Origin of the sequence: Streptomyces sp. A0642 (assembly GCF_004795105.1) — a bacterium.
GTDB lineage: Bacteria > Actinomycetota > Actinomycetes > Streptomycetales > Streptomycetaceae > Streptomyces.
In genome coordinates this window covers 50,572-76,745 of the sequence record NZ_SSBL01000013.1, presented here as the reverse complement: position 1 = coordinate 76,745, position 26,174 = coordinate 50,572, and the positions used below count along the sequence as shown (strand labels likewise).

21 protein-coding genes are annotated in these 26,174 nt (G+C 71.3%); 11 read left to right on the top strand and 10 right to left on the bottom strand.

What is annotated here, in order from left to right; genetic code table 11:
• Nucleotides 1–260: 260 nt before the first annotated feature.
• Nucleotides 261–3,410 carry an isoleucine--tRNA ligase gene (ileS, locus tag E6R60_RS21850; RefSeq protein ID WP_136328316.1) on the bottom strand — a complete coding sequence of 1,050 codons (3,150 nt, stop codon included), beginning with the start codon at nt 3,408–3,410 and terminating at the stop codon, nt 261–263.
• 573 nt (nt 3,411–3,983) lie between these two features.
• Here ileS and E6R60_RS21840 point away from each other — a divergent pair.
• From E6R60_RS21840 to E6R60_RS21820, 5 genes are all read left to right on the top strand, one after another.
• Nucleotides 3,984–4,811 carry a TraR/DksA C4-type zinc finger protein gene (locus tag E6R60_RS21840; RefSeq protein WP_240802648.1) on the top strand — a complete coding sequence of 276 codons (828 nt, stop codon included), beginning with the start codon at nt 3,984–3,986 and terminating at the stop codon, nt 4,809–4,811.
• Nucleotides 4,812–4,868: 57 nt separating this feature from the next.
• Complete coding sequence (gene lspA, locus E6R60_RS21835; RefSeq protein ID WP_136328314.1) at nt 4,869–5,522, top strand: signal peptidase II; 654 nt, start codon at nt 4,869–4,871, stop codon at nt 5,520–5,522.
• Between the two features lie 41 nt (nt 5,523–5,563).
• Nucleotides 5,564–6,505, top strand: coding sequence for an RluA family pseudouridine synthase (locus tag E6R60_RS21830; protein WP_136328313.1), 942 nt, complete (start codon nt 5,564–5,566; stop codon nt 6,503–6,505).
• Nucleotides 6,502–6,972: a GNAT family N-acetyltransferase gene (locus E6R60_RS21825; protein ID WP_136328312.1), complete on the top strand. Its 471-nt coding sequence runs from the start codon at nt 6,502–6,504 to the stop codon at nt 6,970–6,972. The genes E6R60_RS21830 and E6R60_RS21825 overlap by 4 nt, the downstream gene beginning before the upstream one ends.
• Nucleotides 6,973–7,204: 232 nt before the next feature.
• Nucleotides 7,205–8,791 (top strand): Na+/H+ antiporter, encoded by a 1,587-nt coding sequence (locus E6R60_RS21820; protein ID WP_136328311.1) that lies wholly within the window; start codon nt 7,205–7,207, stop codon nt 8,789–8,791.
• A 72-nt stretch (nt 8,792–8,863) separates the two neighbouring features.
• Here E6R60_RS21820 and E6R60_RS21815 read toward each other — a convergent pair whose 3' ends face one another.
• A complete protein-coding gene (locus tag E6R60_RS21815; RefSeq protein ID WP_136328407.1) occupies nt 8,864–9,985 on the bottom strand; it encodes a mechanosensitive ion channel domain-containing protein in 1,122 nt (373 codons plus the stop codon).
• 37 nt (nt 9,986–10,022) lie between these two features.
• Between E6R60_RS21815 and E6R60_RS21810 the strand changes: the two genes are divergently transcribed.
• Nucleotides 10,023–10,601, top strand: a complete 579-nt coding sequence (locus tag E6R60_RS21810) for a dienelactone hydrolase family protein (protein WP_136328408.1) — start codon at nt 10,023–10,025, stop codon at nt 10,599–10,601.
• A 61-nt stretch (nt 10,602–10,662) separates the two neighbouring features.
• Here E6R60_RS21810 and E6R60_RS21805 read toward each other — a convergent pair whose 3' ends face one another.
• The 4 genes from E6R60_RS21805 to E6R60_RS21790 all read right to left on the bottom strand — a co-directional run bounded on the left by E6R60_RS21805 (nt 10,663) and on the right by E6R60_RS21790 (nt 15,035).
• Nucleotides 10,663–11,619 (bottom strand): zinc metalloprotease, encoded by a 957-nt coding sequence (locus E6R60_RS21805; RefSeq protein WP_136328310.1) that lies wholly within the window; start codon nt 11,617–11,619, stop codon nt 10,663–10,665.
• Between the two features lie 401 nt (nt 11,620–12,020).
• Entirely contained in the window at nt 12,021–12,836 is an 816-nt protein-coding gene (locus E6R60_RS21800) for a DsbA family protein (RefSeq protein WP_136328309.1), read from the bottom strand.
• 49 nt (nt 12,837–12,885) lie between these two features.
• Nucleotides 12,886–13,617, bottom strand: a complete 732-nt coding sequence (locus E6R60_RS21795) for a hypothetical protein (RefSeq protein ID WP_136328308.1) — start codon at nt 13,615–13,617, stop codon at nt 12,886–12,888.
• Between the two features lie 92 nt (nt 13,618–13,709).
• Nucleotides 13,710–15,035, bottom strand: coding sequence for a DUF2252 domain-containing protein (locus tag E6R60_RS21790; RefSeq protein WP_136328307.1), 1,326 nt, complete (start codon nt 15,033–15,035; stop codon nt 13,710–13,712).
• A 181-nt stretch (nt 15,036–15,216) separates the two neighbouring features.
• Here E6R60_RS21790 and dnaE point away from each other — a divergent pair, with 181 nt between their 5' ends.
• Nucleotides 15,217–18,753 carry a DNA polymerase III subunit alpha gene (dnaE, locus tag E6R60_RS21785; protein ID WP_136328306.1) on the top strand — a complete coding sequence of 1,179 codons (3,537 nt, stop codon included), beginning with the start codon at nt 15,217–15,219 and terminating at the stop codon, nt 18,751–18,753.
• 96 nt (nt 18,754–18,849) lie between these two features.
• Here dnaE and E6R60_RS21780 read toward each other — a convergent pair whose 3' ends face one another.
• Nucleotides 18,850–19,029: a hypothetical protein gene (locus tag E6R60_RS21780; RefSeq protein ID WP_136328305.1), complete on the bottom strand. Its 180-nt coding sequence runs from the start codon at nt 19,027–19,029 to the stop codon at nt 18,850–18,852.
• A gap of 260 nt (nt 19,030–19,289) precedes the next feature.
• Between E6R60_RS21780 and E6R60_RS21775 the strand changes: the two genes are divergently transcribed.
• The 4 genes from E6R60_RS21775 to E6R60_RS21760 all read left to right on the top strand — a co-directional run bounded on the left by E6R60_RS21775 (nt 19,290) and on the right by E6R60_RS21760 (nt 23,650).
• A complete protein-coding gene (locus E6R60_RS21775; RefSeq protein ID WP_240802647.1) occupies nt 19,290–20,645 on the top strand; it encodes an NYN domain-containing protein in 1,356 nt (451 codons plus the stop codon).
• 238 nt (nt 20,646–20,883) lie between these two features.
• Nucleotides 20,884–21,867 (top strand): ABC transporter ATP-binding protein, encoded by a 984-nt coding sequence (locus E6R60_RS21770; protein WP_136328406.1) that lies wholly within the window; start codon nt 20,884–20,886, stop codon nt 21,865–21,867.
• 211 nt (nt 21,868–22,078) lie between these two features.
• Nucleotides 22,079–22,849, top strand: a complete 771-nt coding sequence (locus E6R60_RS21765; RefSeq protein ID WP_136328405.1) for an ABC transporter permease — start codon at nt 22,079–22,081, stop codon at nt 22,847–22,849.
• A gap of 57 nt (nt 22,850–22,906) precedes the next feature.
• Entirely contained in the window at nt 22,907–23,650 is a 744-nt protein-coding gene (locus E6R60_RS21760; RefSeq protein WP_136328304.1) for an ABC transporter permease, read from the top strand.
• Between the two features lie 100 nt (nt 23,651–23,750).
• Here the strand turns inward: E6R60_RS21760 and ybaK are convergent, their stop codons facing one another.
• From ybaK to E6R60_RS21745, 3 genes are read right to left on the bottom strand one after another with little or no spacing between them, the layout of a single operon-like run.
• Entirely contained in the window at nt 23,751–24,254 is a 504-nt protein-coding gene (gene ybaK, locus E6R60_RS21755) for a Cys-tRNA(Pro) deacylase (RefSeq protein WP_136328303.1), read from the bottom strand.
• Between the two features lie 22 nt (nt 24,255–24,276).
• Nucleotides 24,277–25,020, bottom strand: coding sequence for an LON peptidase substrate-binding domain-containing protein (locus E6R60_RS21750; protein WP_136328302.1), 744 nt, complete (start codon nt 25,018–25,020; stop codon nt 24,277–24,279).
• Nucleotides 25,021–25,025: 5 nt separating this feature from the next.
• On the bottom strand, nt 25,026–26,063 hold the full coding sequence (locus tag E6R60_RS21745; RefSeq protein ID WP_136328301.1) for a hypothetical protein: 1,038 nt from the start codon (nt 26,061–26,063) through the stop codon (nt 25,026–25,028).
• Nucleotides 26,064–26,174 lie beyond the last annotated feature (111 nt).

Here is a 26,174-nt window from a genome sequence, read left to right as displayed (position 1 = left end):
CTCGTTCCCCTACCCGCCCCTTCCCGTAACCGGGGCTCCGCCCCGGACCCCGCTCCTCAATCGCCGGAGGGGCTGGATCGGCGCCCTTGCCGGAGGGGCTGGGACGGCGCCCTCGCCGGGGGCTGGAAGGGCAGGGCGTGATCGTGCGGGGGCTGGAAGGGAGCCCGCGTCGGAGGGGCTGGAGCGGCAGGCTTGATGGTGCGGGGGAACAGCCAAGGGCCCGGCCGGAGCGTGTCCGGCCGGGCCCTCGTGTGCTGCGGTTACCGCTCCGTCTTGCGGAGGCGGAACGTCAGGGACAGGCCCTCGTCCTCGAAGGGCTCTCCGAAGGAGGCGTCCGCCTCGCCCTGCGCGTAGTCCACGGCGAGGACCTCGTCCGCGATCAGCGAGGCGTGCTCGGTGAGGGCCTCGGCCGTCGCGGGGGAGGTGGTGGTCCAGCGGACGGCGATGCGGTCGGCCACGTCCAGGCCGCTGTTCTTGCGCGCCTCCTGGATCAGGCGGATCGCGTCACGGGCCAGGCCCGCCCGCCGGAGCTCCGGGGTGATCTCCAGGTCCAGGGCGACCGTCGCGCCGGAGTCGGACGCGACCGACCAGCCCTCGCGCGGCGTCTCCGTGATGATGACCTCGTCGGGGCCCAGGGTGACCTGTTCCCCGTCGACCTCGACCGACGCCGTGCCCTCGCGCAGGGCCAGCGAGAGCGCCGCCGCGTCCGCGTTCGCGACGGCCTTCGCCACCGCCTGGACGCCCTTGCCGAAGCGCTTGCCCAGCGCCCGGAAGTTCGCCTTCGCCGTCGTGTCGACCAGCGAACCGCCCACCTCGGACAGGGAGGCCAGGGAGGAGACGTTCAGTTCCTCCGTGATCTGGCCGTGCAGCTCGGGGGAGAGGGACTCGAAACCCGAGACCGCGACCAGGGCGCGGGACAGCGGCTGGCGGGTCTTGACGCCCGACTCGGCACGCGTGGCGCGCCCCAGCTCGACCAGGCGGCGGACCAGGGCCATCTGCGTGGAGAGGGCCGGGTCGATCGCCGACAGGTCGGCCTTCGGCCACGAGGCGAGGTGGACCGACTCGGGGGCGTCCGGGGTGACCGGCGTGACCAGGTCCTGCCAGACCCGCTCGGTGATGAACGGGGTCAGCGGGGCCATCAGCCGGGTGACCGTCTCGACGACGTCGTGCAGGGTGCGCAGCGCCGCCTTGTCGCCCTGCCAGAAGCGGCGGCGGGAGCGGCGGACGTACCAGTTGGACAGGTCGTCGACGAACGAGGACAGCAGCTTGCCGGCGCGCTGGGTGTCGTAGCCCTCCAGCGCCTGGGTGACCTGGTCCACCAGGGCGTTCAGCTCGCTCAGCAGCCAGCGGTCCAGCACCGTGCGGTCGGCCGGCGCCGGGTCGGCGGCCGAGGGCGCCCAGTTCGACGTACGGGCGTACAGGGCCTGGAAGGCGACCGTGTTCCAGTACGTGAGGAGCGTCTTGCGGACGACCTCCTGGATCGTGCCGTGGCCGACGCGGCGCGCCGCCCACGGCGAGCCGCCCGCCGCCATGAACCAGCGGACCGCGTCGGCCCCGTGCTGGTCCATCAGCGGGATCGGGTCGAGCGTGTTGCCCAGGTGCTTGGACATCTTGCGGCCGTCCTCGGCGAGGATGTGGCCCAGGCACACCACGTTCTCGTAACTCGACTTGTCGAAGACGAGCGTGCCGACCGCCATCAGCGTGTAGAACCACCCGCGCGTCTGGTCGATGGCCTCCGAGATGAACTGCGCCGGGTAGCGGCTCTCGAAGACTTCCTTGTTCTTGTACGGGTAGCCCCACTGCGCGAACGGCATCGAGCCCGAGTCGTACCAGGCGTCGATGACCTCGGGGACGCGGTACGCCTCCAGCTGGCAGTTCTCGTGCGAGCAGGTGAACGTGATCTCGTCGATGAAGGGCCGGTGCGGGTCGAGCCCGGACAGGTCGGTGCCGGTGAGCTCGGTCAGCTCGGCGCGCGAGCCGACGCAGGTGAGGTGGTCGTCCTCGCAGCGCCAGATCGGCAGCGGCGTGCCCCAGTAGCGGTTGCGGGACAGGGCCCAGTCGATGTTGTTGTCCAGCCAGTCGCCGTACCGGCCGTTCTTGACCGAGTCCGGGAACCAGTTGGTCTTCTCGTTCTCCTCCAGGAGCCGGTCCTTGACCGCGGTGGTGCGGATGTACCAGGACGGCTGCGCGTAGTAGAGCAGCGCGGTGTGGCAGCGCCAGCAGTGCGGGTAGCTGTGCTCGTACGGGACGTGCCGGAAGAGCTTGCCGCGGGCGGCCAGGCCCTCGGTGAGCGCCTCGTCGGCCTTCTTGAAGAAGACGCCGCCGACCAGCGGCACATCCTCCTCGAAGGTGCCGTCGGGGCGGACCGGGTTGACCACCGGGAGACCGTACGCCTTGCAGACCAGGAGGTCTTCGGCGCCGAAGGCGGGGGACTGGTGGACCAGACCCGTACCGTCCTCGGTCGTCACGTACGCGGCGTTGACGACGTAGTGCGCCTCGGCCGGGAAGTCGATCAGCGTGAACGGGCGCTCGTAGGTCCAGCGCTCCATCTCGCTGCCGGTGAAGGACTGCCCGGTGAGCTCCCAGCCCTCGCCGAGCGCCTTCTCGACGAGCGGCCGGGCGACGACGAGCTTCTCCTCGCCGTTCGTCGCGACGACGTACTCGACCTCGGGGTGCGCGGCGACGGCGGTGTTGGAGACGAGGGTCCAGGGGGTCGTCGTCCAGACCAGGAGGGCCGCCTCGCCGGCCAGCGGACCGGAGGTCAACGGGAAGCGTACGAAGACGGAGGGGTCGACGACCGTCTCGTACCCCTGCGCCAGCTCGTGGTCGGAGAGGCCGGTGCCGCAGCGCGGGCACCAGGGGGCGACGCGGTGGTCCTGGGTGAGCAGGCCCTTGTTGAAGATCTCCTTCAGCGACCACCAGACGGACTCGACGTACTCCGGGTCCATCGTGCGGTACGCGTCGTCGAGGTCGACCCAGTAGCCCATCCGGGTCGTGAGCTCGCTGAAGGCGTCGGTGTGCCGGGTCACGGACTCGCGGCACTTGGCGTTGAACTCGGCGATGCCGTACGCCTCGATGTCCTTCTTGCCGTTGAAGCCCAGCTCCTTCTCGACCGCGAGCTCGACCGGCAGACCGTGACAGTCCCAGCCGGCCTTGCGGCCGACGTGGTAGCCCTGCATGGTGCGGAAGCGCGGGAAGACGTCCTTGAAGACGCGGGCCTCGATGTGGTGGGCGCCCGGCATGCCGTTGGCGGTCGGCGGGCCTTCGTAGAAGACCCACTCGGGGCGGCCCTCGGACTGTTCGAGGCTCCGGTCGAAGACCTTGTTCTCGCGCCAGAAGTCGAGCACGGCGTGCTCGAGCGCGGGCAGGTCGACCTGGGCGGGTACCTGGCGGTACTGCGGCGATGTCATGCGGGCTTCCTCCGGCGGACGTCTTCCACTTCCGTCGGAGGGACGAGAACCGATGCCGGCTCCCGCGGTACCACCCTCCTTGGCCCCGGACGTGCCGCCCGCGGCCCCCTCATTGGGGTGCGATGCCGGTTCTACTGGCCCGGGGTCCGTGGGCGGTGCCCACGGTCCAAGGCGTTCTTCCGGCGGCTCCGGGGTGATCTTCACGACGCGCTCGCCCCCGGGCTTCCACCGTCCCCGGGTCGCTCTGGGCTGCGTACGACGCTACTCGTCCCATCCATGCCTCTCGCTGAGGCCAGTGTACGGGCCCGCGGCGGCGGTGGCCGACCGGATTTCCGGCGGCCCGGCGTGACCCGAATGGCCAGACGGGGCGTTCCGGATCCCGGCGCCGCCCGGCGGGCCGCCGGAAGGCGGATTACCGGGCGGGGAGCTGGGCACAACGGTTTCAGGCGAGCGGTGATCCGGACACGGGGAGGGGCGATGCGGCGGCGTGCCCCGTTGCCGCGGGGCTGGGGTCGATTTATCGTCCCAGCACGACTCGCGTGCAAGATCACAATGCGTGAAGGGGCCGCGGCCATGGTGGCGAAGAAGACCGCCGCAGAGAAGACGGCGTCAGCCGCATCCACGGGCGCGGCAGCCGCGGAGACGACGGGAGAGACCGGTCGGGACGGCGGATCCGAGGCGGACGCGCGGACCGGTCCGGAGCACGCGGCCGTGACGACCGCCGCTGCCGCCACGACCACGAGGAAGGCCGCCCCGAAAACGGCGGCCAAGAAGACGGCGACCAAGAAGGCCGCGAAGAAGACCGCGGCGAAGAAGAGCGCGGCCGGGCAGACCACGGCCGGGAAGCCTTCGAAGAAGGCCGCCGACGCGGCCACAGGGGCGGCCGAGGCCGCCGAGGAGACGGGAGCCCACACGGTGGTAGCCAAGAAGAGCGCGGCCAGGACCCGGACGGCCGGCCGGAGCACGGCGCCCGTGCCTCCGGCGCGGGCCGCCGCGACAGTCCCCGGGGAACTGGCCGTACGGCCGGGAGAGGACCCCTGGACGCCGGAGGAGGTCGCCGCCGCCCACACCGAGCTGACCGGCGAGATCACGCGGCTGCGCAACGAGCTGGAGGCGTCGGGCCTGGCGCTGGCCGGGCTGATGCGCGACTCCGGCGACGGGGCGGGTGACGACGAGGCGGACACCGGCACCAAGAACATCACCCGCGAACACGAGATGTCGCTCGCCGCCAACGCCCAGGAGATGCTGGAGCAGACCGAACGGGCGCTGGCCCGGCTCGACGCGGGCACCTACGGACTCTGCGAGATCTGCGGCAACCCGATCGGCAAGGCGCGCATGCAGGCGTTCCCCCGGGCCACCCTCTGCGTCGAGGACAAACAGAAGCAGGAGCGACGCGGCTGATCCCTGGTGGTGTGTCGTACCCTCGTCCTCAGTCGGGAACTAGGTTGAGGGACTCACGTGGCAGAGGCGGAGCGCATCATCGGTACGCCGGACATCCCCGAGGCCGAGGGACACGAGGGGGCCGGGCACGAGAAGCCGGCGGAGAGCGGCTCCCCCGAGTCCGTCGAGCCGGACGGCCGGGACGCCGGGGACGGGGAGAGCACGGTCGACCGGTCGCCGGCCACGCGCCGTCGCCGGATCGTCCTGCTCTTCTGCGTCGCCGTCCTCGCCTACCTGCTCGACCTCGGCAGCAAGATGCTCGTGGTCGCGAAGCTGGAGCACCACGAGCCGATCGAGATCTTCGGCGACTGGCTCCGGCTCGACGCGATCCGCAACGCGGGAGCCGCCTTCGGCCTCGGTGAGGCCTTCACGATCATCTTCACCATCATCGCGGCGACCGTCATCGTGGTCATCGCCCGGCTCGCACGCAAGCTGTACAGCCTGCCGTGGGCGATCGCGCTCGGCCTGCTGCTCGGCGGCGCCCTCGGCAACCTCACCGACCGCGTCTTCCGCTCACCGGGTGTGTTCGAGGGCGCGGTGGTGGACTTCATCGCCCCGGCGCACTTCGCCGTCTTCAACCTGGCGGACTCCGCGATCGTCTGCGGCGGCATCCTGATCGTGCTGCTCTCCTTCAAGGGCCTCGATCCCGACGGCACCGTCCACAAGGACTGAGGCCGGTCAGGCCCCCGGCCGCGACAAGGCATACTCGACAGGTGAGTACGCAACCCGAGGTCCGCACCCTGCCCGTCCCCGATGGCCTGGAAGGCGAGCGCGTCGACGCCGCCATCTCCCGCATGTTCGGCTTCTCCCGCACCAAGGCCGCAGAGCTGGCCGCCGCCGGGAAGGTGCAGGTGGACGGTTCGGTGGTCGGGAAGTCCGAGCGGGTCCGGGGCGGTGCCTGGCTGGAAGTGGAGATGCCGCAGGCTCCCGCTCCGGTGCAGATCGTCGCCGAGCCCGTCGAGGGCATGGAGATCGTCCACGACGACGACGACATCGTCGTGATCATGAAGCCGGTCGGTGTCGCCGCGCACCCGAGCCCGGGCTGGACCGGCACCACCGTCATCGGCGGTCTCGCCGCGGCCGGGTACCGGATCTCCACCTCGGGCGCCGCCGAGCGCCAGGGCATCGTGCACCGGCTCGACGTCGGCACCTCCGGGCTGATGGTCGTCGCCAAGTCCGAGCGCGCCTACACCCTGCTGAAGGCCCAGTTCCGCGACCGGGTCGTCGACAAGAAGTACCACGCGCTGGTCCAGGGCCACCCGGACCCGATGAGCGGCACCATCGACGCCCCCATCGGGCGCCACCCCACCCACGACTACAAGTGGGCCGTCGTCGCCGAGGGCAAGCCCTCCGTGACGCACTACGACCTCATCGAGGCCTACCGCGCCGCCAGCCTCCTGGACATCAAGCTGGAGACGGGCCGCACCCACCAGATCCGGGTCCACATGTCCGCCCACCGCCACCCCTGCGTCGGTGACCTGACCTACGGCGCCGACCCGACGATGGCCAAGCGCCTCGGCCTGACCCGGCAGTGGCTGCACGCGGTCCGGCTCGGCTTCGAGCACCCGTCGGACGGCAGCTGGGTGGAGTTCTCCAGCACCTACCCCGACGACCTCCAGCAGGCCCTCGACCGGATCGCGGCAGAGAGCGAATGACCTCCTACACCACCCGCACGGTCACCGGTGAGCAGGACCGTGCCGCCTGCTTCCGGATCCGCAGGGACGTCTTCGTCGGCGAGCAGAACGTGCCGGAGGAGATCGAGTACGACGCCTACGACGCGGACGCGGTCCACGTCATCGCCGTCGCGGAGGACGGCACGGCGCTCGGCACCGGGCGGCTGCTGCACGGCCCGGCCGTGGCGGCGAAGACCGGCGGCGATCCCGGCGTCGGCTCGCTCGGCCGGCTCGCCGTGGCCAAGGAGGCACGCGGCCTCGGCGTCGGCGCGGCCCTGGTGCGGGCCCTCGAGGACGCCGCCCGCGGACTCGGCCTGTCCGCCGTCGACCTGCACGCCCAGACGCACGCCCTCGGCTTCTACGAGCGGCTCGGCTACGCGGCCTACGGCCCCGAATTCCCGGACGCGGGCATCCCGCACCGGGCGATGCGCCGGTCCGTAGAGGCGTAGGGCCTCCCTCGTGCCGGTCCGTGGACGCGTCGGGCCTCCCTCGCGCCGGTCCCTTGACGCGTAAGGCCTCCCGCGCGCCGGGCCGCTGACGCGTAGAACCTTCCGTTCCGCTCGGGACTCGGTCAGGCCGGGTCAGGGGGCGTCGTCCGGCTGTCCGGGGCCTGCGTGGCAGGCTTGGTGCCCATGCCGGCCGGTCACCGGGGCCGGCTCGGACCGTTGCGGAAGGCACCCCGTGGACCAGATGGCACTGCTGCTCCTGCTGTTGCTCGGAGCCGTGGTCACCGTGCCGCTCGGGGACCGGCTGGGGCTTCCCGCGCCGGTGCTGATGACGCTCGCGGGCGTCGCGATGGCCTTCGTCAGCTTCGTACCGAACGTGGACATCCCGCCCGAGATCATTCTCCCCGCGCTGCTGCCGCCGCTGCTCTACGCCTCCGTGCAGCGCACCTCCTGGCGCCAGTTCACCGCCAACAAGCGGCCGATCTTCCTGCTGGCCGTGGCGCTGGTCTTCGTCACCACGGCGGCCGTCGCCGCGGTGGCCCACGCCGTGGTCCCCGGGCTGCCCCTCGCCGCGGCGGTCGCGCTGGGCGCGCTCGTCGCCCCGCCCGACCCGGTCGCGGCGACCGCCGTCGCCGGATCGGTCGGACTGCCCCGCAGGCTCATCTCCATCCTGGAGGGCGAGGGGCTGTTCAACGACGTGACCGCGATCGTGCTCTACCACGTGGCGATCGCCGCGGCCGTCAGCGGCACCTTCTCGCTGCCCGAGGCGTTCGGGCTGCTCGTCCTGTCCGCCGTCGTCGCCGTGGCGGTCGGGGTCGCGCTCGGCTGGCTCACCATCAAGCTCATGGCCCTGCTCGGCGATGCCACCCTCCAGGTCGGCCTGACCCTGCTGGTGCCCTTCGTCAGCTACGTCCTCGCCGAGGAACTGATGGGCTCCGGGGTGCTCGCCGTCCTGACCACCGCTCTCTTCCTCGCCGAGCACACCGCCGACGCCGACGACGTCCTCGGCCGGCTCACCGGCCGCACCTTCTGGGAGATCGTCGACACCCTCGTCACCGGTGTCGCCTTCGGGCTGATCGGCCTCGAACTGCACAACGTCTTCGGGACCGCCGACGGACGTGCGCTGCGGATGGCCGGCTGGGCCCTGGCGGTCGTCGCCGTCGTCATCGGCGTACGCCTGCTCTATCTGCTCCCCGCGGCCTGGCTGACCAAGCGGCTGCACAGCCGCCGTGACGTGAGCGAGGAGATCCCGGCCGGCTGGCGGGAGACCGTGATCATGTGGTGGGCCGGGATGCGCGGTGTGGCCTCCGTGGCCCTCGCTCTCGCCATCCCGCTGGAGACGGACGACGGTAAGCCGTTCCCCGGCCGTGACGAGATCGTCTTCATCGCCTTCGCCGTGATCATGGTCACCCTGGTCTTCCAGGGACTCACCCTGCCCTGGCTGGTGCGCCGCCTGGGGGTGCGCGCCGACACGGACGCCGAGGCCGCGCTGGAGCGGGACCTCGCGATCCGCGCCACGAAGGCGGCCAAGCGGCGGCTGAAGGAGATCCAGGAGACCGAGGAGTTCCCCGAGGACGTGGCGGAGCGCCTCCAACGGCTGGCCTACGACATGGGCGCGCGGATCAGCCCCGCCATGGTCGACAGCGAACGGCGCGAGGCGTACGCCCAGCGCGCCCAGCGGTACAAGGAGGTCGGCCGCGTCCAGCGCGAGATGATGTCGGCCGCCCGCCACGCGGTGCTCTCCGCGCGCAACGAGGCCGGCTCGGATCCCGAGGTGGTCGACCGGGTGCTGCGGCAACTGGACGTGCGCAGCCTCCGCTGACCGCGCACCCTGCGCCCGGCGAGCGGCCGGCCTCCGGAACCAGCCGGCCCGCCCTGACCGCGCCCCCCGCGCTCAGCCGCGTCCGGTACGCGGCGCCTTGGCCCAGCCCGCCGGCTTCTCGTCCACGGTGTGCACCATGGGCCACGCGTCGCCGGGCGGCAGCGTCGCGGGAGCGGTGGCGAGCCGCGGCAGCGCGTACGGATGGTGGTCGCGCAGCCAGCCGATCAGCTGTTCCCGCACCGTGCAGCGCACCGTCCAGACGTCGTCCGCGTCCTTCGCCGTGACCACCGCGCGCACCTGGATCGTCGAGGGCGTCGTGTCGGTGACCGCGAGCGACCAGTCCCGGCCGTCCCAGGCGGCGCACTCCCCGAGGATGTCCCGCAGCCGGTCGCGCATCGCGGCGATCGGCGCCGAGTGGTCGAGGTGGAAGAAGACCGAGCCGGTCATCTGGACACCGCCGCGCGACCAGTTCTCGAAGGGGTTGCTGGTGAAGTACGAGACCGGCATCGTGATCCGCCGCTCGTCCCAGGTCCGGACCGTGAGGAAGGTCAGCGTGATCTCCTCGATCGTGCCCCACTCGCCGTCCACCACCACGGTGTCGCCTATGCGCACCATGTCGCCGAAGGCGATCTGCAGGCCGGCGAAGAGATTGCCGAGCGTGGACTGGGCCGCGACGCCCGCGACGATGCCGAGGACACCGGCCGAGGCCAGCATCGAGGTGCCGACGGTCTGCATGGCGGGGAAGGTCAGGAGCATCGCGGCGACGGCGACGGTCGTCACGATCGCGACGACCACCCGCTGGATCAGCGTCACCTGTGTCCGCACCCGGCGCACCCGCGCCGGGTCCCGGGTGCTCGCCGCGTAGCGCGCGTACACGGAGTCCACCACGGCGACGGCGATCCGCACGACCAGCCAGGCCGACGCCCCGATCAGGACCAGGCTGAGCACCTGCCCGATGCCGGCCCGGTGGTCGCCGACCACGCCGAGCGCGGTGTGGGTGTACGTGGCCCGCAGCAGCGCCGTCCCCAGGGTCAGCTGGAACGGCACCCGGCAGCGCCGCAGCAGACCCCACAGCGGCGTCTCGTGGTGCCGGCCGTCGGCGCGTCTCAGCAGCAGGTCGAGGAGCCAGGCCACCACGACCGTGATCAGCGCCGAACCGCCCAGCACGACCAGCGGGCGCAGTACGTTCTCCATGCTGTCGCTCTCCATGCTCTCGACCGTAACTGGCACCATGGGCCTCATGAACATCATGCTTTTCCACTCGACGTACGGTCTCCGCCCGGCGGTGCACGCGGCCGCCGACCGGTTGCGCGCCGCCGGGCACGAGGTGCACGTGCCCGATCTCTTCGGGGGGCACACCTTCGAAACCGTCGAGGAGGGGCTGGCCTTCAAGGAGGAGACGGGCAAGGAGGAGCTGCTGAAGCGGGCCGTGCTGGCCGCGGCGCCCTACTCCGACCGCGGGCTGGTCTACGTGGGCTTCTCGCTCGGGGCCTCCGTCGCCCAGACGCTGGCGCTCGGGGACGCGAAGGCGCGCGGGCTGCTGCTGTTCCACGGCACCTCGGACATCGCCGAGAACGCCTCCGTGGACGAGCTGCCCGTACAGCTGCACGTCGCCGACCCGGACCCGTTCGAGACGCACGACTGGCTGAACTCCTGGTACCTGCAGATGCAGCGGACCGGAGCCGATGTCGAGGTCTACCGCTACCCCGGCGCCGGGCATCTGTTCACCGATCCCGAGCTGCCGGACTTCGACCAGGCGTCGGCCGAGCTGGCCTGGAAGGTCGCGATCGGGTTCCTCGCCACGCTGTGAGCACGGGAGGGGCCCCGCGCACGGTGACGGCGCGGGGCCCCTCGGGTGTGGCGGAGCGGGATCAGCCGCGGTACGCGGTCCAGCTGTCGCTCATCCGCTGCACCTGGCCCGCGGTGAACTGGTACATGCAGGAGTCGTACGTGTAGTCCATGAAGTTGTGGATCGGGTCGACGCCCGTCTTGCTGGTGCAGGTGTCGCGCCCGGTCGGGCACTCGAACGCGGCGCTCTTCTCGGCGGGGGTGTCGGAGACGTAGTCGCCGTTGCCGTTACAGCCGCCCTGGAAGGTGTGGTACAGCCCCATCCAGTGGCCGACCTCGTGCGTCGCGGTGTCGCCCTCGTCGTAGTTGGAGGCCGAGCCGCCCGGCAGCGAGGCGTCCAGGATCACGACGCCGTCCATGGACGGGCTGGAGTTGTAGGAGCTGGGGAACGTCGCCCAGCCGAGCAGTCCGCCGCCGAGGTTGGCGGTGTAGATGTTGAGCGCGTTCTTGCCGCCCTTGCGCAGGGCCGTCTTCATGGCCTTCTCGGCCGTCGAGCCCGAGGAGAGGTTGTACCAGGAGGCGTTGTCCGTGTAGTCGGTGCCCGCCAGGGAGAACTGGAAGCCGGTGGGGGTGTTGCCGGTGCCCTGGCCGCTGTACGCGGAGTTCAGCACGCTCATCTGGCTGCTGATGTCGCCCGAGGTGAGCTTGCCCGTGGTGCCCGAGTGGATGACGTGGAAGTAGACGGGGACGGTCGCGCCGGCGGCGAGCGTGGAGCCGGTGAGCCGGCGCTCGGCGACTCTCTGCTTCAGCTGCTTGTCGATGGCCGCGGCCTGGGCGGTGGTGAGCTCGTTGGGTTCCGCCGCGTGCCGCGGGCCCGAGGGGCGGGACTGGCGCGCGGCGGCGCCGGCCGGGGAGTCGGCGCAGGCGTCGGCCGAGGCGGTGGTCCTGGCGGAGGCGGCGGTGGCGCCGGAGGAGACGGTGAGGGGCGCCAGGGCCAGGGTTCCGGCCAGGACGGCGGTGCCGATCGCACGGTGACGCATGCGCGGTGATATACGAGCAAGAGTGCGCACAGGGACTCCTCGCGGATGTGTGGGGGAGGGATTTCCTCACCCGCCGCCGGGAGATTACGTGCGCATGTCATGCCTGGGGGAGAATCGATCCGGCCCAATCATCCAGGGTGCAGATCGGTACAACGGGAAGAAAATCTTCTGCCCGTTCCGAAGTTTGAGACACGAACGACATGTGCCAGCCGTTCCGATGGCCGGTGTGTCCGCATTGGATCCGTCCCGAACACCGCCCTGAACGCCGGCCGAAGCAACGCCGTCATCCGCCCTCAACATGGCCACATTGGCTGGATCTGGACGGTCCGCGCGCCCGGCGTACGCGAACGGGCAGGTGAGCCCAGTGGGTTCACCTGCCCGTTCGTCCGGGGCCGGGCGGATCAGCCCTTCAGCGCGGCCGTGATCGCGGTGTTGAAGTCCGCCACGGTCATCGGGGCGTTCTTCTTGTCCGAACCGGTGAGCGTCTTGCCGTCCATCTTCAGCGTCGGGGTGCCCTGGACACCGCTCTTGTCGAAGGTGGCGGACATCTTCATCGCCCAGGCGTCGTACGTGCCGTCCTTGACCTTCTTCTGGAAGGCGGCGTTGCCCTTGAGCGCGTCCACCGTGTCGGCGACCTTGATCAGGTAGGCGTCGTCCTTGAACTTGTCGTCCGTCTCCTGCGGGTGGTACTTCGCGGAGTACAGGGCGTACTTGTAGTCGAGGAAGGCCTCGGGGCTGACGTCGAGCGCCGCTCCCAGCGCACTCAGGGCGTTCTTCGACCCCTCGCCGTTGTCGCTGTTGTCGATGAACGTGGCGCCGATGTACTTGACCTTGTACTTGCCGGCGTCGACGTCCTTGTGGACGGTCTCGCCGACGGTCTGCTCGAACGTGGCGCAGATCGGGCAGCGGGAGTCCTCGTACAGCTCCAGCGTCTTCTTGGCGGTCGACTTGCCGACCACGACGGTCGTGCCGTTCTCGCCCGAGGTGTTCTTCGGCGCGGTGATGTTCTTCGAGTCCTTCGCCGCTTCCCAGTGGCCGGGCTTGTTCAGCTGCATCACGCCGTAGGCGCCGCCGCCGATGACCGCCAGGGCGGCGACGACCGAGACGCCGACGACGACCTGCCGGCGGGTGCGGTCCTTCTTGGCCTGGCGCTCGCGCTCGACGCGCAGCCGCTCGCGGGCGGCGGACTTGTTGGCCTGGCTGTTGCGCTTGCTCATGATCGGTTCTCCGTGGGGTGCGTGGTCGTGGGCGGTGGGGACTTCGTGCTCAGGCGTGGGCGCAGGCCGAGCGCGGTGGTCCCCTCCGTCCCACGGAGTGCACCAGCAGACGGGCGTGGACGAGCAGGTGGGGGCCGGGCCGGGCGGTGCGGACCTTCAGGCGCACCGAGCGGCGGACCGCCCCCGCCACGGCCACCGCGATCAGCAGCGGCCGGAACGCCAGCAGGGCGCACGCGCCCAGCAGCCCGGCGAGCGCTCGCTCGCCGCGGTGCAGCCAGGCGGCGGCCAGCAGCCCGACCGTCACATGTGCGGCCAGCAGCAGCCACGGCACCAGGGGGCCGGGGGAGGCCAGCAGCGCGGCCGCGCCGTGACCACCCGCGGTCACCGAGGCCAGCGGGGTGCCCACCTCGCCGACGCTGCCGAGCCCCCTGGCGCCCGGCCCGACGTCACCGCCGCCGCACAGCGCGTCGATGCCGACCGACCGCAGGGGACCCGCGATCGGGCCGCCCGCCGCGCCGTAGCAGAGGTGCTGGCCGGTGGTGAAGACGGTGTCGGCGGCCAGCTCCAGCGGTACGAGGAGTCCGGCGATGGCCCCGTAGCCGCGCTCCCGGCCGGCCAGCGCGTAGGCCAGCGCGAAGACGGCGCCGGCCAGCACGGCGACGAGGGTCAGCGGCAGCGCCACCTGCGAGAGCAGCACATGGGAGGCAGCGGAGAGCGTCACGACGAGCGCCGTGAAGAGCGCCGCGCGTACGACCCTGAGCTGCGTCCCGGAGATATCCATCGTCAGGGAGTGTCGCACGGGAACCTGTAGGGCCGCCCTCAAGGGCGAGGGCCCTGTGGGAAGGCTTACACAGGGCCCTCGCGCGCTCCTTCCTACAGCCCCGGGATGCGGCCGTTGCGGAACAGGTCCACGAAGATCTGGTGGTCCGCCCGCGCCCGGGCCCCGTAACTGTGCGCGAAGTCCACCAGCAGGTCCCCGAAGCCCTCCTCGTCCGCCGCGATCGCCGCGTCGATCGCCCGCTCCGTGGAGAACGGCACCAGCGAGTGGCCGCTCTCGTCGTCGGCCGCCGAGTGCATCGACGCCGTCGCCCGGCCGAGGTCCGCGACGACCGCGGCGATCTCCTCGGGCTCGTCGATGTCCGACCAGTTCAGATCGACCGCGTACGGCGACACCTCGGCGACCAGCTGCCCGGCCCCGTCCAGCTCGGTCCAGCCCAGCCACGGGTCGGCGTGCGCCTGGAGGGCCCGCTGCGAGATCACCGTGCGGTGTCCCTCGTGCTGGAAGTACTCCCGCACCGCCGAATCCGTGATGTGCCGGGAGACGGCGGGGGTCTGCGCCTGCTTGAGATAGATCACGACATCGTTCTCCAGGGCGTCGCTGTTGCCCTCCAGAAGGATGTTGTACGAGGGCAGCCCGGCCGATCCGATGCCGATCCCGCGCCGGCCGACGACGTCCTTGACCCGGTAGGAGTCCGGACGGGTCAGGCTCGACTCCGGCAGGGTCTCCAGATAGCCGTCGAAGGCGGCCAGGACCTTGTAGCGCGTCGCCGCGTCGAGGTCGATCGAGCCGCCGCCCTCCGCGAACCTGCGCTCGAACTCACGGATCTCGGTCATCGAGTCCAGCAGCGAGAACCGGGTCAGCGAGCGGGCGTCCCGCAGGGCGTCCAGGAGCGGTCCCTCGGCGGTGTCCAGCGTGAACGGCGGCACCTCGTCGTTCTTCGCGCCCGTCGCCAGCGCGTGGATGCGCTCGCGGTACGCCGCCGCGTAGACCCGGACGAGCTCGGTGATCTGGTCGTCGCCCAGCGCCTTCGCGTAGCCGATCAGGGCGACGGAGGCGGCGAAGCGCTTGAGGTCCCACGTGAAAGGGCCCACATAGGCTTCGTCGAAGTCGTTCACATTGAAGATCAGGCGCCCGTTGGCGTCCATGTACGTGCCGAAGTTCTCCGCGTGCAGATCGCCGTGGATCCACACCCGGCCGGTGCGCTCGTCGAGGTACGGGCCGCCGTGCCGCTCCCCCTCCAGGTCGTGGTAGAAGAGGCAGGCCGTGCCCCGGTAGAAGGCGAAGGCGGAGCCCGCCATCTTGCGGAACTTCACCCGGAAGGCAGCCGGATCGGCGGCCAGCAGCTCACCGAAAGCGGTGTCGAAGATCTCGAGGATCTGCTCCCCGCGCCGCGCTGCGCCGGTCTGCGTTTCCGACATCTCTGGGTGCCTCCTGGTACCTGGCCTGCATGACGACGTACATGACAAAAAGGGCGGGTGTCCTCGCCCTTCCAACGCGCGACCGTATCGCGGAGTGCCCGTCACTCGTGACCCGGGAGACGTAGACTTCCACGCTGTCCCCCCCAGTCGACATCCGCCGTTCCCCCGGAGGCACAGCGCCGTGACCAAGCCGCCTTTCACGCACCTTCACGTCCACACCCAGTACTCGCTGTTGGACGGTGCCGCGCGGCTCAAGGACATGTTCGAGGCCTGCAACGAGATGGGCATGTCCCATATCGCCATGACGGACCACGGCAACCTGCACGGGGCGTACGACTTCTTCCACTCCGCCCAGAAGGCGAACGTGACGCCGATCATCGGGATCGAGGCGTACGTCGCTCCCGAGTCGCGCAAGCACAAGCGGAAGATCCAGTGGGGCCAGCCGCACCAGAAGCGGGACGACGTCTCCGGTTCGGGCGGTTACACCCACAAGACGATCTGGGCGTCGAACGCCAAGGGGCTGCACAACCTCTTCAAGCTGTCCTCGGACGCCTACGCCGAGGGCTGGCTGCAGAAGTGGCCGCGCATGGACAAGGAGACCATCTCCCAGTGGTCCGAGGGCCTGATCGCGTCCACCGGCTGCCCCTCGGGCGAGGTGCAGACCCGGCTGCGGCTCGGACAGTTCGACGAGGCGGTCCAGGCGGCCTCCGACTACAAGGACATCTTCGGCGAGGGCAAGTACTTCCTGGAGCTGATGGACCACGGCATCGAGATCGAGCGCCGGGTCCGTGACGGGCTCCTCGAAATCGGCAAGAAGCTGAACATCCCGCCGCTCGTGACCAACGACTCGCACTACACGTACGCCAGCGAGGCCGCCGCACACGACGCGCTGCTCTGCATCCAGACCGGCAAGAACCTCTCCGACCCGGACCGCTTCCGCTTCGACGGCACCGGCTACTACCTCAAGACGACGGACGAGATGTACGGCGTCGACTCCTCGGACGCCTGGCAGGAGGGCTGCGCCAACACCCTGCTGGTCGCGCAGCAGATCGACACCACCGGGATGTTCGAGAAGCGCGACCTGATGCCGAAGTTCGACATCCCGGAGGGGTACACGGAGATCACCTGGTTCCAGGAGGAGGTCCGCGCCGGGATGAACCGCCGTTTCCCGGGCGGGGTCCCCGAGGACCGGCAGAAGCAGGTCGAGTACGAGATGGACATCATCATCCAGATGGGGTTCCCCGGGTACTTCCTGGTCGTCGCCGACTTCATCATGTGGGCCAAGAACAACGGCATCGCGGTCGGCCCCGGCCGAGGCTCCGCCGCCGGCTCGATCGTCTCGTACGCGATGGGCATCACCGACCTCGACCCGATCGAGCACGGACTGATCTTCGAGCGCTTCCTCAACCCCGAGCGCGTCTCCATGCCCGACGTCGACATCGACTTCGACGAGCGCAGGCGCGTCGAGGTGATCCGGTACGTGACGGAGAAGTACGGCGCCGACAAGGTCGCCATGATCGGCACCTACGGCAAGATCAAGGCCAAGAACGCGATCAAGGACTCGGCCCGCGTCCTCGGCTATCCGTACGCGATGGGCGACCGCCTCACCAAGGCCATGCCCGCCGACGTCCTCGGCAAGGGCATCGACCTCAACGGCATCACCGACCCCAAGCACCCCCGCTACAGCGAGGCCGGCGAGATCCGGTCGATGTACGAGAACGAGCCGGACGTCCGCAAGGTCATCGACACGGCGAAGGGCGTGGAGGGACTGGTCCGGCAGATGGGCGTGCACGCGGCCGGCGTGATCATGTCCAGCGAGCCGATCGTCGACCACGCGCCGATCTGGGTGCGGCACACCGACGGCGTGACGATCACGCAGTGGGACTACCCCCAGTGCGAGTCGCTCGGCCTCCTCAAGATGGACTTCCTGGGTCTTCGCAACCTGACGATCATGGACGACGCCATCAAGATGGTGAAGGCCAACAAGGGCATCGACCTGGAGATGCTGTCGCTGCCGCTGGACGACCCCAAGACGTACGAACTGCTCTGCCGCGGTGACACGCTCGGGGTGTTCCAGTTCGACGGCGGGCCGATGCGCTCCCTGCTGCGCCAGATGCAGCCCGACAACTTCGAGGACATCTCCGCCGTCTCGGCCCTGTACCGGCCGGGCCCGATGGGCATGAACTCGCACACGAACTACGCCGAGCGCAAGAACGGCCGCCAGGAGATCACCCCGATCCACCCGGAGCTGGAGGAGCCGCTCAAGGAGGTCCTCGGCCTCACCTACGGCCTGATCGTGTACCAGGAGCAGGTGCAGAAGGCCGCCCAGATCGTCGCCGGGTACTCGCTCGGCGAGGCCGACATCCTGCGCCGCGTGATGGGCAAGAAGAAGGCCGACGAGCTCGCGAAGAACTTCGTCCTCTTCGAGGCGGGCGCCAAGAAGAACGGCTTCTCCGACGCCGCGATCAAGGCGCTGTGGGACGTGCTGGTCCCGTTCGCCGGATACGCCTTCAACAAGGCCCACTCCTCCGCGTACGGCCTGGTCACCTACTGGACCGGATACCTCAAGGCGAACTACCCCGCCGAGTACATGGCGGCGCTGCTCACCTCGGTCAAGGACGACAAGGACAAGTCGGCGGTCTACCTCAACGAGTGCCGGCGCATGGGCATCAAGGTGCTCCCGCCGAACGTCAACGAGTCGGAGTCGAACTTCGCCGCGCAGGGTGACGACGTCATCCTCTTCGGACTGACGGCCATCCGTAACGTCGGCCAGAACGTCGTCGACTCGATCATCCGGTGCCGCAAGACGAAGGGGAAGTACAGCAGCTTCCCCGACTTCCTCGACAAGGTCGAGGCGGTCGTCTGCAACAAGCGGACCGTGGAGTCGCTCATCAAGGCCGGCGCCTTCGACGAGATGGGCCACACCCGCAAGGGCCTCGTGGCCCACCACGAGCCGATGATCGACAACGTGGTGCAGGTCAAGCGCAAGGAGGCCGAGGGGCAGTTCGACCTCTTCGGCGGCGGTGAGGAGGACAGCGACGAGCCGGGCTTCGGGCTCGACGTGGAGTTCTCCGACGTCGAGTGGGAGAAGTCCTACCTGCTGGCCCAGGAGCGCGAGATGCTCGGGCTCTACGTCTCCGACCACCCGCTCTTCGGCATCGAGCACGTGCTGAGCGACAAGTCCGACGCGGCGATCTCGCAGCTCACCGGCGGCGAGCACAGCGACGGCGCGATCGTCACCATCGGCGGCATCATCTCCGGCCTCCAGCGCAAGATGACCAAGCAGGGCAACGCCTGGGCCATCGCCACGGTCGAGGACCTGGCCGGTTCGATCGAGTGCATGTTCTTCCCGGCCACCTACCAGCTGGTCTCCACCCAGCTCGTCGAGGACACCGTCGTCTTCGTCAAGGGCCGGCTCGACAAGCGCGAGGACGTGCCCCGGCTGGTCGCCATGGAGATGCAGGTTCCGGACATCTCGAACGCCGGCACCAACGCCCCCGTGGTCCTGACCATCCCCACCGTCAAGATCACCCCGCCCATGGTCAGCCGGCTCGGCGAGGTGCTCAACAGCCACCGGGGTGACACCGAGGTGCGGATCAGGCTCCAGGGCCCCCGCAAGACGACGGTGCTCCGGCTCGACCGGCACCGTGTGAAGGCGGACCCGGCGCTCTTCGGCGACCTGAAGGTGCTCCTCGGCCCGTCCTGCCTGGCCGGCTGAGCGACCGCCCGCACGCACACGCACGAGAGGGGCGCCCCGCGAAAGCGGGTGCGCCCCTCTCGGCTACCGGCCTGTGGCCGTACCGGAGAAGTCCGGTCAGTTGTGGCCGAAGCGCCGCTGATGCTTACGCGCAACATCGGCAGGGCTGCCCTGGGCCTGCGCCTGGGACTGGTTCTGCGACTCGAAAGCCGTGGACCGTGCCTCCTGCGCACCGCGCTCCGACTCGGACGCGCGGTCCTGCTGGCTGCCCTGCTTGCGGTTCTTGTTCTTGGCCATGGTGTTCCTCCTAGGGGGACTCTCGGGGCCAGGACCGCTGTCAGATTCACATAATCGGATAAACATCGCATGTTGGATCATTACCGTGCGTAGCGAGGGGGTATGATGCGCCGTTTTCCGGATCCGCCACGCCGATGATCGAGTTCCGGCCGTCAACCCCCTTGTGGTCGGGCAGACTCGAAGGAAACCCTGAGTAAGCGGTTCCGCCTCCTTCGCGAAGACCGGACCCGCCGAACCGTTCCCGAAAATCCTGGAAGAGGGTGGAACGCGTGGACCGTTGCGTCGTCCTGGTGGACGCCGGCTACCTGCTGGGCGCAGCCGCGAGTCTGCTGGCGGGGGAACCCGCCCGCTCGCGCATCACCGTCGACCACGCGGCGCTGATCCAGGGTCTGAGAGAGCGGGCCGAGGCGGACACCGAACAGCCGCTGCTGCGTATCTACTGGTTCGACGGCGCCCCCGACCGCGTACCGCAGCCCGAACACCGCAGGCTGCGCGTCATGCCGCGGGTGACGGTCCGGCTGGGCGCCCTGACCCGCAGTGACGGGCGGTGGGCGCAGAAGGGCGTCGACGCGGCGATGCACGCCGAACTCACCGAACTCGCCAGGAACCGGGCCTGCTCGGACGTCGTCCTGGTCACCGGTGACGGCGATCTGCTGCCCGGCCTGATGTCCGCCAAGGAACACGGCGTCGCCGTCCACCTCTGGGCCGTGCAGGCCGCCGACGGCGACTACAACCAGTCGGAGGACCTGGTCGCCGAGGCCGACGAGCGGCGCGTGCTGGACCGGGCCTGGATCACCCAGGCGGTCCGGGCCAAGGAGACCGGTGGGGCCTGCGCCCCGCCTCCCGTCCCGCGCCCCGAGATCGCGGCGATCCTCTCCGCGCCGCTGCCGGAGGCGGCCCTCGCGGCCTCCGCCGAGCGGGCCCAGGAAGCCCAGGAGGCGCAGGAGGCCCAGGCCGAAGCCGCCCGCAACGGCACGTCCGCGCAGGCCGACGACGAGACGCCCGGCCACACCACCGCGCACGGCCACGGCGGCAGGGGCGTGCCCACCCCGAAGGACCTCGCGGGCGCTCTGCGGGGCCCCGCCGCACAGGCGGACCGGCAGCACCCGGCCCCGCCGCCCGCCAACGCGACCCTGCGCTGGTCGTCCGACCGGGGCTGGGTGGAGCGCGGCGGCCCCCTCGGCGAACCCCCGGAGACCGCCTCCCTGCCGACGCTCGCCCAGCTCACCAGCGCCGAGCAGCGCTGGGCGGACCGGGAGGAGGACATCACCACGGTCGGCGGCGACCCCTTCGAGGTGGGGCAGGTCTTCGCCCGGCGCTGGATGGAGCGCCTGCCGGAGACCGTCCATCTGCAGAAGCTGTCCACCATGTACCCCCGCATCCCGCACCGCATCGACGGCGAGCTCCTGCGGTACGCCGCCCGGTTCGGACTGCTCGCCCACAAGGACGACCAGATCGACGAGCACGACCGGTACGCGATCCGGGCGGGATTCTGGCGCGAGATCGACGTACGGGCCGCCGCGGAGCACGCGCCCGCGGGGGAGAAGCCCGCAGCGTCGGCCGACCGGCACGCGTCCGCCGGCAAACCGGAGAACGCGGTGCCGTCCCGGGACTGAGGCCGTCCCGGGTCCGAGGTCGTCCCGGGACTGAGGCCGTCCCGGGTCCGGGTCCGTCCCGGTCCGAGTCCGTCCCGGGTCCGGCGCAGCCTCGGTGGGCGAGGTGCCCACCCCGCCACGCAATTGCCGCATTGATGCCCGATCGGTGCGGCCCCGGGCGTCATGCGGGTCCCCGGACCCCGTAGTCTCGTACCTCGTGAGTACGGGCACAGCACAGGCGCAGACGGCGAACGGCACCGTGTGCGCGGTGCGCGACCTGGTGAAGACCTACCCCGCGGCCCGCGGGCGGCGCGGCACCCCCGCCACACCCGAGGTGCGCGCCACCGACGGCATCAGCCTGGACATCCGGCGCGGTGAGATCTTCGGACTGCTCGGCCCCAACGGCGCCGGTAAATCCACCCTCGTACGACAGCTCACCGGACTGATGCGGCCCGACTCCGGCAGCGTCGACCTGCTGGGCCACGACCTCGTCCGCCACCCGGAACGGGCCTCCCGGCTGATCGGCTACCTCGGGCAGGAGTCGACCGCGCTCGACGAGCTGACCGTCGGCCTCGCCGCCGAGACCACCGGGCGGCTGCGCGGCCTGCCCGTGCGCGAGGCCCGGGCCGAACGCGACGCGGTGCTCGATGAACTCGGCCTCGGTGAACTCGCCGGCCGGCCCCTGAAGAAGCTCTCCGGCGGGCAGCGGCGGCTCGCCTGCGTCGCGGCCGCGCTGGTCGGGGAGCGGCCGGTGCTCATCCTCGACGAGCCGACGACCGGCATGGACCCCGTGGCCCGGCGCGCCGTCTGGGCAGCCGTCGACCGGCGGCGTGCCGAACGCGGTGCGACGGTGCTGCTGGTCACCCACAACGTCATCGAGGCCGAGACCGTCCTCGACCGGGTCGCCGTCATCGCACGCGGCAAGGTCATCGCCTGCGACACCCCGGCCGGGCTCAAGGAGCGGGTCGCGGGCGAGGTGCGGGTGGAACTGGTGTGGCGCGAGCGGGCCCCGCTCGAGGTCCCCGAGGTCGCCGCCCTGCGGGCGTCCGCGCAGGAGTCCGGGCGCCGCTGGGTGCTGCGGCTCGGGCCGGACGAGGCGAGGGCCGCGGTCGCCGCGGTCACCGGTGGCGCGGCCTTCGCGGCACTCGACGACTTCACCCTGGCGACGCCCAGCCTCGAAGACGTGTATCTGGCGCTCGGCGGGGACGCCACCGATGCGACCAAGGGGCTGGTCAAGTCGTGAGCGGGATCAGCAGTGCGGTGGCCGCAGCGGACCGGTGCGGGTGTGTGGCCGGACAGGGACCGAACAGGAGCAGCGCCAGGTGACGAGCATCGTTCCTGCGGAAGCGGTGTCAGGCCGGGACGGCCGGGAGGGTGCGGGCGGCCCGGAGAGCGCGGCGGGCTGTGCGACGCGGTCCGCCGGCCCGCCCGGCCCGGCGGGGGATGACGGCGGCGTGCAGGGCGGGGCGCCCGCGCCGCTCGCCCCGCGTGCCCGGCTCTTCCCCTCGCTCGCCGCGGTCTACCGGGCCCAGCTGTCCCGGGCCCGGGTCGCCCGTATCCCGCTGCTCTTCGTGGCGACGTTCCAGTCCGTCGGGATCATGGTCCTGATGCGCGGGGTGGTGGACGGCGGCTCCGAGGCCCGCGCCGTCGTGGCCGGCTCCAGCGTCCTGGTGGTCGCCTTCGTCGCGCTGAACCTGCTCGCCCAGTACTTCGGGCAGCTGCGGGCCGGCGGCGGACTCGACCACTACGCGACCCTGCCGGTGCCGCCCGCCGCCGTGGTCCTCGGTACGGCCGGGGCCTACGCCTCCTTCACCGTGCCCGGCACGATCGTGACGGCCGTGACCGGAAGCGTGCTGTTCGGGCTGCCGATGACCCACCTGTGGGTGCTCGTCGCCGTCATCCCGCTCTCCGGCGCGGCCCTCTCCGGCCTCGGCGCCGCCCTCGGGCTGCTCGCGCCGCGTCAGGAGCTCGCGACCCTGCTGGGACAGCTCGGCATGTCCGCGGCGCTGCTGCTGGGAGTGCTCCCCGCGGCCCGGCTGCCGGAGCCGATCGGATGGGCCCGTGACCTGCTGCCGTCCACGTACGGAGTCGAGGCGCTCTCCCGGTCCTTCGACGCCCACCCCGACTGGGCCGTCGTCGCCGTCGATCTGGCCGTCTGCGCCGCTGTGGGCGTCCTCTCGCTCGCCGTGGCGGCGTGGGCGTACCGCAGGGCAGCGGTGCGGTGAGGGGCGGGCCCCCGGTCCGGTGAGGCGCGGCACGGGGACGCCTGGCACGATGGCACGGTGACAGCACCTCTGACGCCGCCGCACCAGCCCTCGCCCCACGACCCGTGGCAGAAGCCGCCGAAAGGGGGCGGCCCCGGCGGCTCCCACCTCGGGACCCTGCTGCGGTCGCCCGAGGACGCGGAACTCCGTGCGGAACTGCGCCGGGCGGCCCTCGTCGCCGTCGCCGTGACGGTCGCCGGGGTCGCACTCGGGCTGCTCTGGCTGTGGCTGGCTCCGCGCGTTCCGCTGGTCTCCGACGACACGGCCGTCTTCCTCAGCGACAGCGAGGGCGAGGAGGCGATCGGCGCCGACGGTACGTTCGCGCTCCTCGCGCTCGCCTTCGGTGCGGTGTGCGCGGCGCTGGTCTTCTGGTTCCACCGGAAGGGCGGGATCTCCTTCGTGGTGGCGCTCGCGGTGGGCGGCGTACTCGGTTCGCTCCTGGCGTGGCAGATCGGCACCCGGCTGGGACCGACGGACGATGTGGTCGCCCACGCGCGCGAGGTCGGCAAGGGCGTGGTCTTCGACGCACCGCTGGAGCTGCACGCGAAGGGGGCGTTGCTCGCGTGGTCGCTGGCGGCGATGGCGGTGCATCTGGGGCTGACGGCGATGTTCGGGCCGCGGGACGCGGAGCCGGAGTGGGGGGTCTACGGAGGGCCCGCGCCCGGGGCTCCCTCGCCGTCGGCCACCCCTTCGCCTTCGTCGTCCCCTTCGCCCTCGTCCTCGCCCGAGGGGGGCCCGCCGTCGTCCGGTCCGTCGGCCTGAGCCAGCCGGATCGGGGCGTTCGGGTCGTGGCGTCGGCGTGAGCAGGGCTGCTGCGACGGGGCTCGTCCCCTGCCCTCCCTTCCCGTGACCGGGACAGCCCTCAGGCTCGCCCGATCGGGGCGAATACCGCGTCCGTCAGCGCCGCCAGATCGGTGGGGGACAGTTCGACCTCCAGGCCCCGGCGGCCGGCCGACACACAGATCGTCGCGTGCGCTCGCGCGGACGCGTCCAGCACCGTGGGCAGCCGCTTGCGCTGGCCCAGGGGCGAGATGCCGCCGCGTACATAGCCCGTGGTGCGTTCCGCCGCCGCCGGGTCCGCCATGGTGGCGCGCTTGCCGCCGGCCGCCGAGGCCAGGGCCTTGAGGTCCAGGGAGCCCGCGACGGGGACGACCGCGACCGTCAGGTGGCCGTCCACGTCGGCCACCAGGGTCTTGAACACCCGGTCGGGGGAGACACCCAGGGCCTCGGCCGCCTCCTCGCCGTAGGAGGCCGAGGCGGGATCGTGCTCGTAGGCGTGCACCGTGAACTCCGTGCCCGCCGCGGTCAGGGCGACCGTCGCGGGGGTGCCGCCGGACTGGGGCTGCTTCTTCGGCTTCTTCGCCACGGGGGAGGGGCCCTCCGGTCGCTCAGTTGGGGTGGGTCGGGGCGAGGGTGAGGTCCACGGCGGGCAGCGACGGAAGGTGGCGGATGACGGCCGTCTCGGAGCGCAGGATCGTCAGCTCCTCGCGGAGCCGGGTCGCGGTGTCCGGGGCCTGGAGGAGCCGCTGCCTGGCGGGGACGTCCAGGGTCGCCGCGGCGGCGACCAGGTAGGAGACGACCGACGGCTCGTCGGGCAGGTCCGCGCCCGTGGTCAGGGAGCGCTCGCTCGCGCCGGCCAGCCGCTTCTGGTAGTTGCGGAAAGCGCGCAGGACGCCTTCGGTGAGCGCCTGGGCCTCGTCGCCCGGATCCTCCTCCAGCTCTTCGAGCTCAGCGGTGAGGTACGGGCCGCTCGCGTCCACGGACAGCAGCCTCACCCGGCTGGTGCCCGTCGCCAGGACCTCGAAGCTGCCGTCCGAACGCTCCCTGATCTTCGCCGCGTCGGCGATGCAGCCGACCCGGTGGAACGTCTGGACGGGGTCCGGACCGAAGCCGTCCGCCGGGCCGCGCTCGACGGGCCGGGTCATCGCGTCAGGCATGCCCGAGCCCGTCGGGGCGGTCTCGCGGCCGTCGCGGATGGCGACCACGGCGAAGCGGCGCGGTTCGTCCTCGTCGGTCTTCAACAGCTCGCGCATCAGGGCGCGATAACGCTCCTCGAAGACGTTCAGAGGCAGCACGAGGCCGGGAAACAGCACCGCGTTCAGCGGGAACAGGGGCAGGCGAGCGGTGGTCACAACGGTCAAGCGTAATGGCCGCGGGCCCGTCCCCGGACGCCCCGGTGGCGAAGCGGCGTCCCGGAGGCCACCCGGAGCCGCGCCGTGTCCCGTGCGTCGAGGAACCTGCCGAGCGGATCGTCGGACACGAAGGTCCACGGGAACGACGCCGCATGGGGTCCGATCTGCCGGAACTGCTCCAGCGCCTCGTCCCAGCGGCCCCGCGCCACCAGCACGTACGCGAGCAGGTTGCGCACCTCGGCCGGCCACGGGTCGCCCGGGGCGAAGGAGGCGGACAGCGAGATCGCCAGATCCGCAGCGGCGTCGATCCGCTCCTCCTGCACCGAGGTGAACCCGGCCCCCGGCCCCTCGGTCAGCACCGCGAACGCCGCGCGCAGGGGCAGCGCCTGCACCAGGGAACTGGGCAGCGAGTCCTCGGCCGCCCGCTCGGCGAAGTCGAAGCACTCGCGGTGCGAGCCGTACCAGGCCGCGGAGAGGTACTGGAGGGCGGCGACATGGCAGCCGTAATGGTGCGTGGAGCGCTGCAGGGCCTGCTCCCACAGCGCCTCGAACGTGGTGTGCGACGCGTGCGTGCCGCGGGCGTGGTCCAGGGCGAGGCGCCAGGGCACCGGATCGCGCGGCTGGCTCTCCGCCGCCGCGGTGATCATCGGTCCGACCGCGCGCAGCTGCTCCGCGCGGGCCGGCGACTCCCAGGCCCGCCCGACCGCGAGCTGGGCCTTGACGAGGAGCGCGTCGGCGTCGTGCGGGGCGGCGGCCAGCCAGTCGCGGAGCCAGCCGTCCCGGTTGCGGGCGAAGGCCACGAGCCGGATCAGATAGCGGTCCCGGCTCTCCCACTCCGCGGCGTCCCGGGTGGTCGCCAGCAGCTTCGCCGCCGGCTCGTACTCCCCGAGGGCGGCGGCCACCAGCGCGGGCGAGAGCCGCTCGTCGGGGGCGTCGAGCATCACCGCGTGGTCCGCGGGCAACCCGGACGACAGCTCCGGGGTGTGCCGGATCAAGCGCGCGGTACGGAGCAGGGTACGGAGGAAAGGCATGGTGCAGACCATTGAAAAGCGCAGGTCGGGGCGGCGCCAGGGGCGTGCTGTGAAGCTTTGGTGCCGAGTGGGAGGGTTGCCCTGGCACGGTCCAAGAAAGAGTAAAGGAAATCGTGGAAACTG

Bases quoted from the DNA above. Each gene is read 5' to 3' on its own strand.
- E6R60_RS21780 (WP_136328305.1), bottom strand. From the start codon at position 19,029: ATGGCCAAGAACAAGAACCGCAAGCAGGGCAGCCAGCAGGACCGCGCG.
- E6R60_RS21810 (WP_136328408.1), top strand. From the start codon at position 10,023: ATGGGCCTCATGAACATCATGCTTTTCCACTCGACGTACGGTCTCCGC.
- E6R60_RS21825 (WP_136328312.1), top strand. From the start codon at position 6,502: ATGACCTCCTACACCACCCGCACGGTCACCGGTGAGCAGGACCGTGCC.
- E6R60_RS21790 (WP_136328307.1), bottom strand. From the start codon at position 15,035: ATGTCGGAAACGCAGACCGGCGCAGCGCGGCGCGGGGAGCAGATCCTC.
- E6R60_RS21795 (WP_136328308.1), bottom strand. From the start codon at position 13,617: ATGGATATCTCCGGGACGCAGCTCAGGGTCGTACGCGCGGCGCTCTTC.
- E6R60_RS21800 (WP_136328309.1), bottom strand. From the start codon at position 12,836: ATGAGCAAGCGCAACAGCCAGGCCAACAAGTCCGCCGCCCGCGAGCGG.
- E6R60_RS21805 (WP_136328310.1), bottom strand. From the start codon at position 11,619: ATGCGTCACCGTGCGATCGGCACCGCCGTCCTGGCCGGAACCCTGGCC.
- E6R60_RS21840 (WP_240802648.1), top strand. From the start codon at position 3,984: ATGGTGGCGAAGAAGACCGCCGCAGAGAAGACGGCGTCAGCCGCATCC.
- E6R60_RS21745 (WP_136328301.1), bottom strand. From the start codon at position 26,063: ATGGTCTGCACCATGCCTTTCCTCCGTACCCTGCTCCGTACCGCGCGC.
- ileS (WP_136328316.1), bottom strand. From the start codon at position 3,410: ATGACATCGCCGCAGTACCGCCAGGTACCCGCCCAGGTCGACCTGCCC.
- E6R60_RS21815 (WP_136328407.1), bottom strand. From the start codon at position 9,985: ATGGAGAACGTACTGCGCCCGCTGGTCGTGCTGGGCGGTTCGGCGCTG.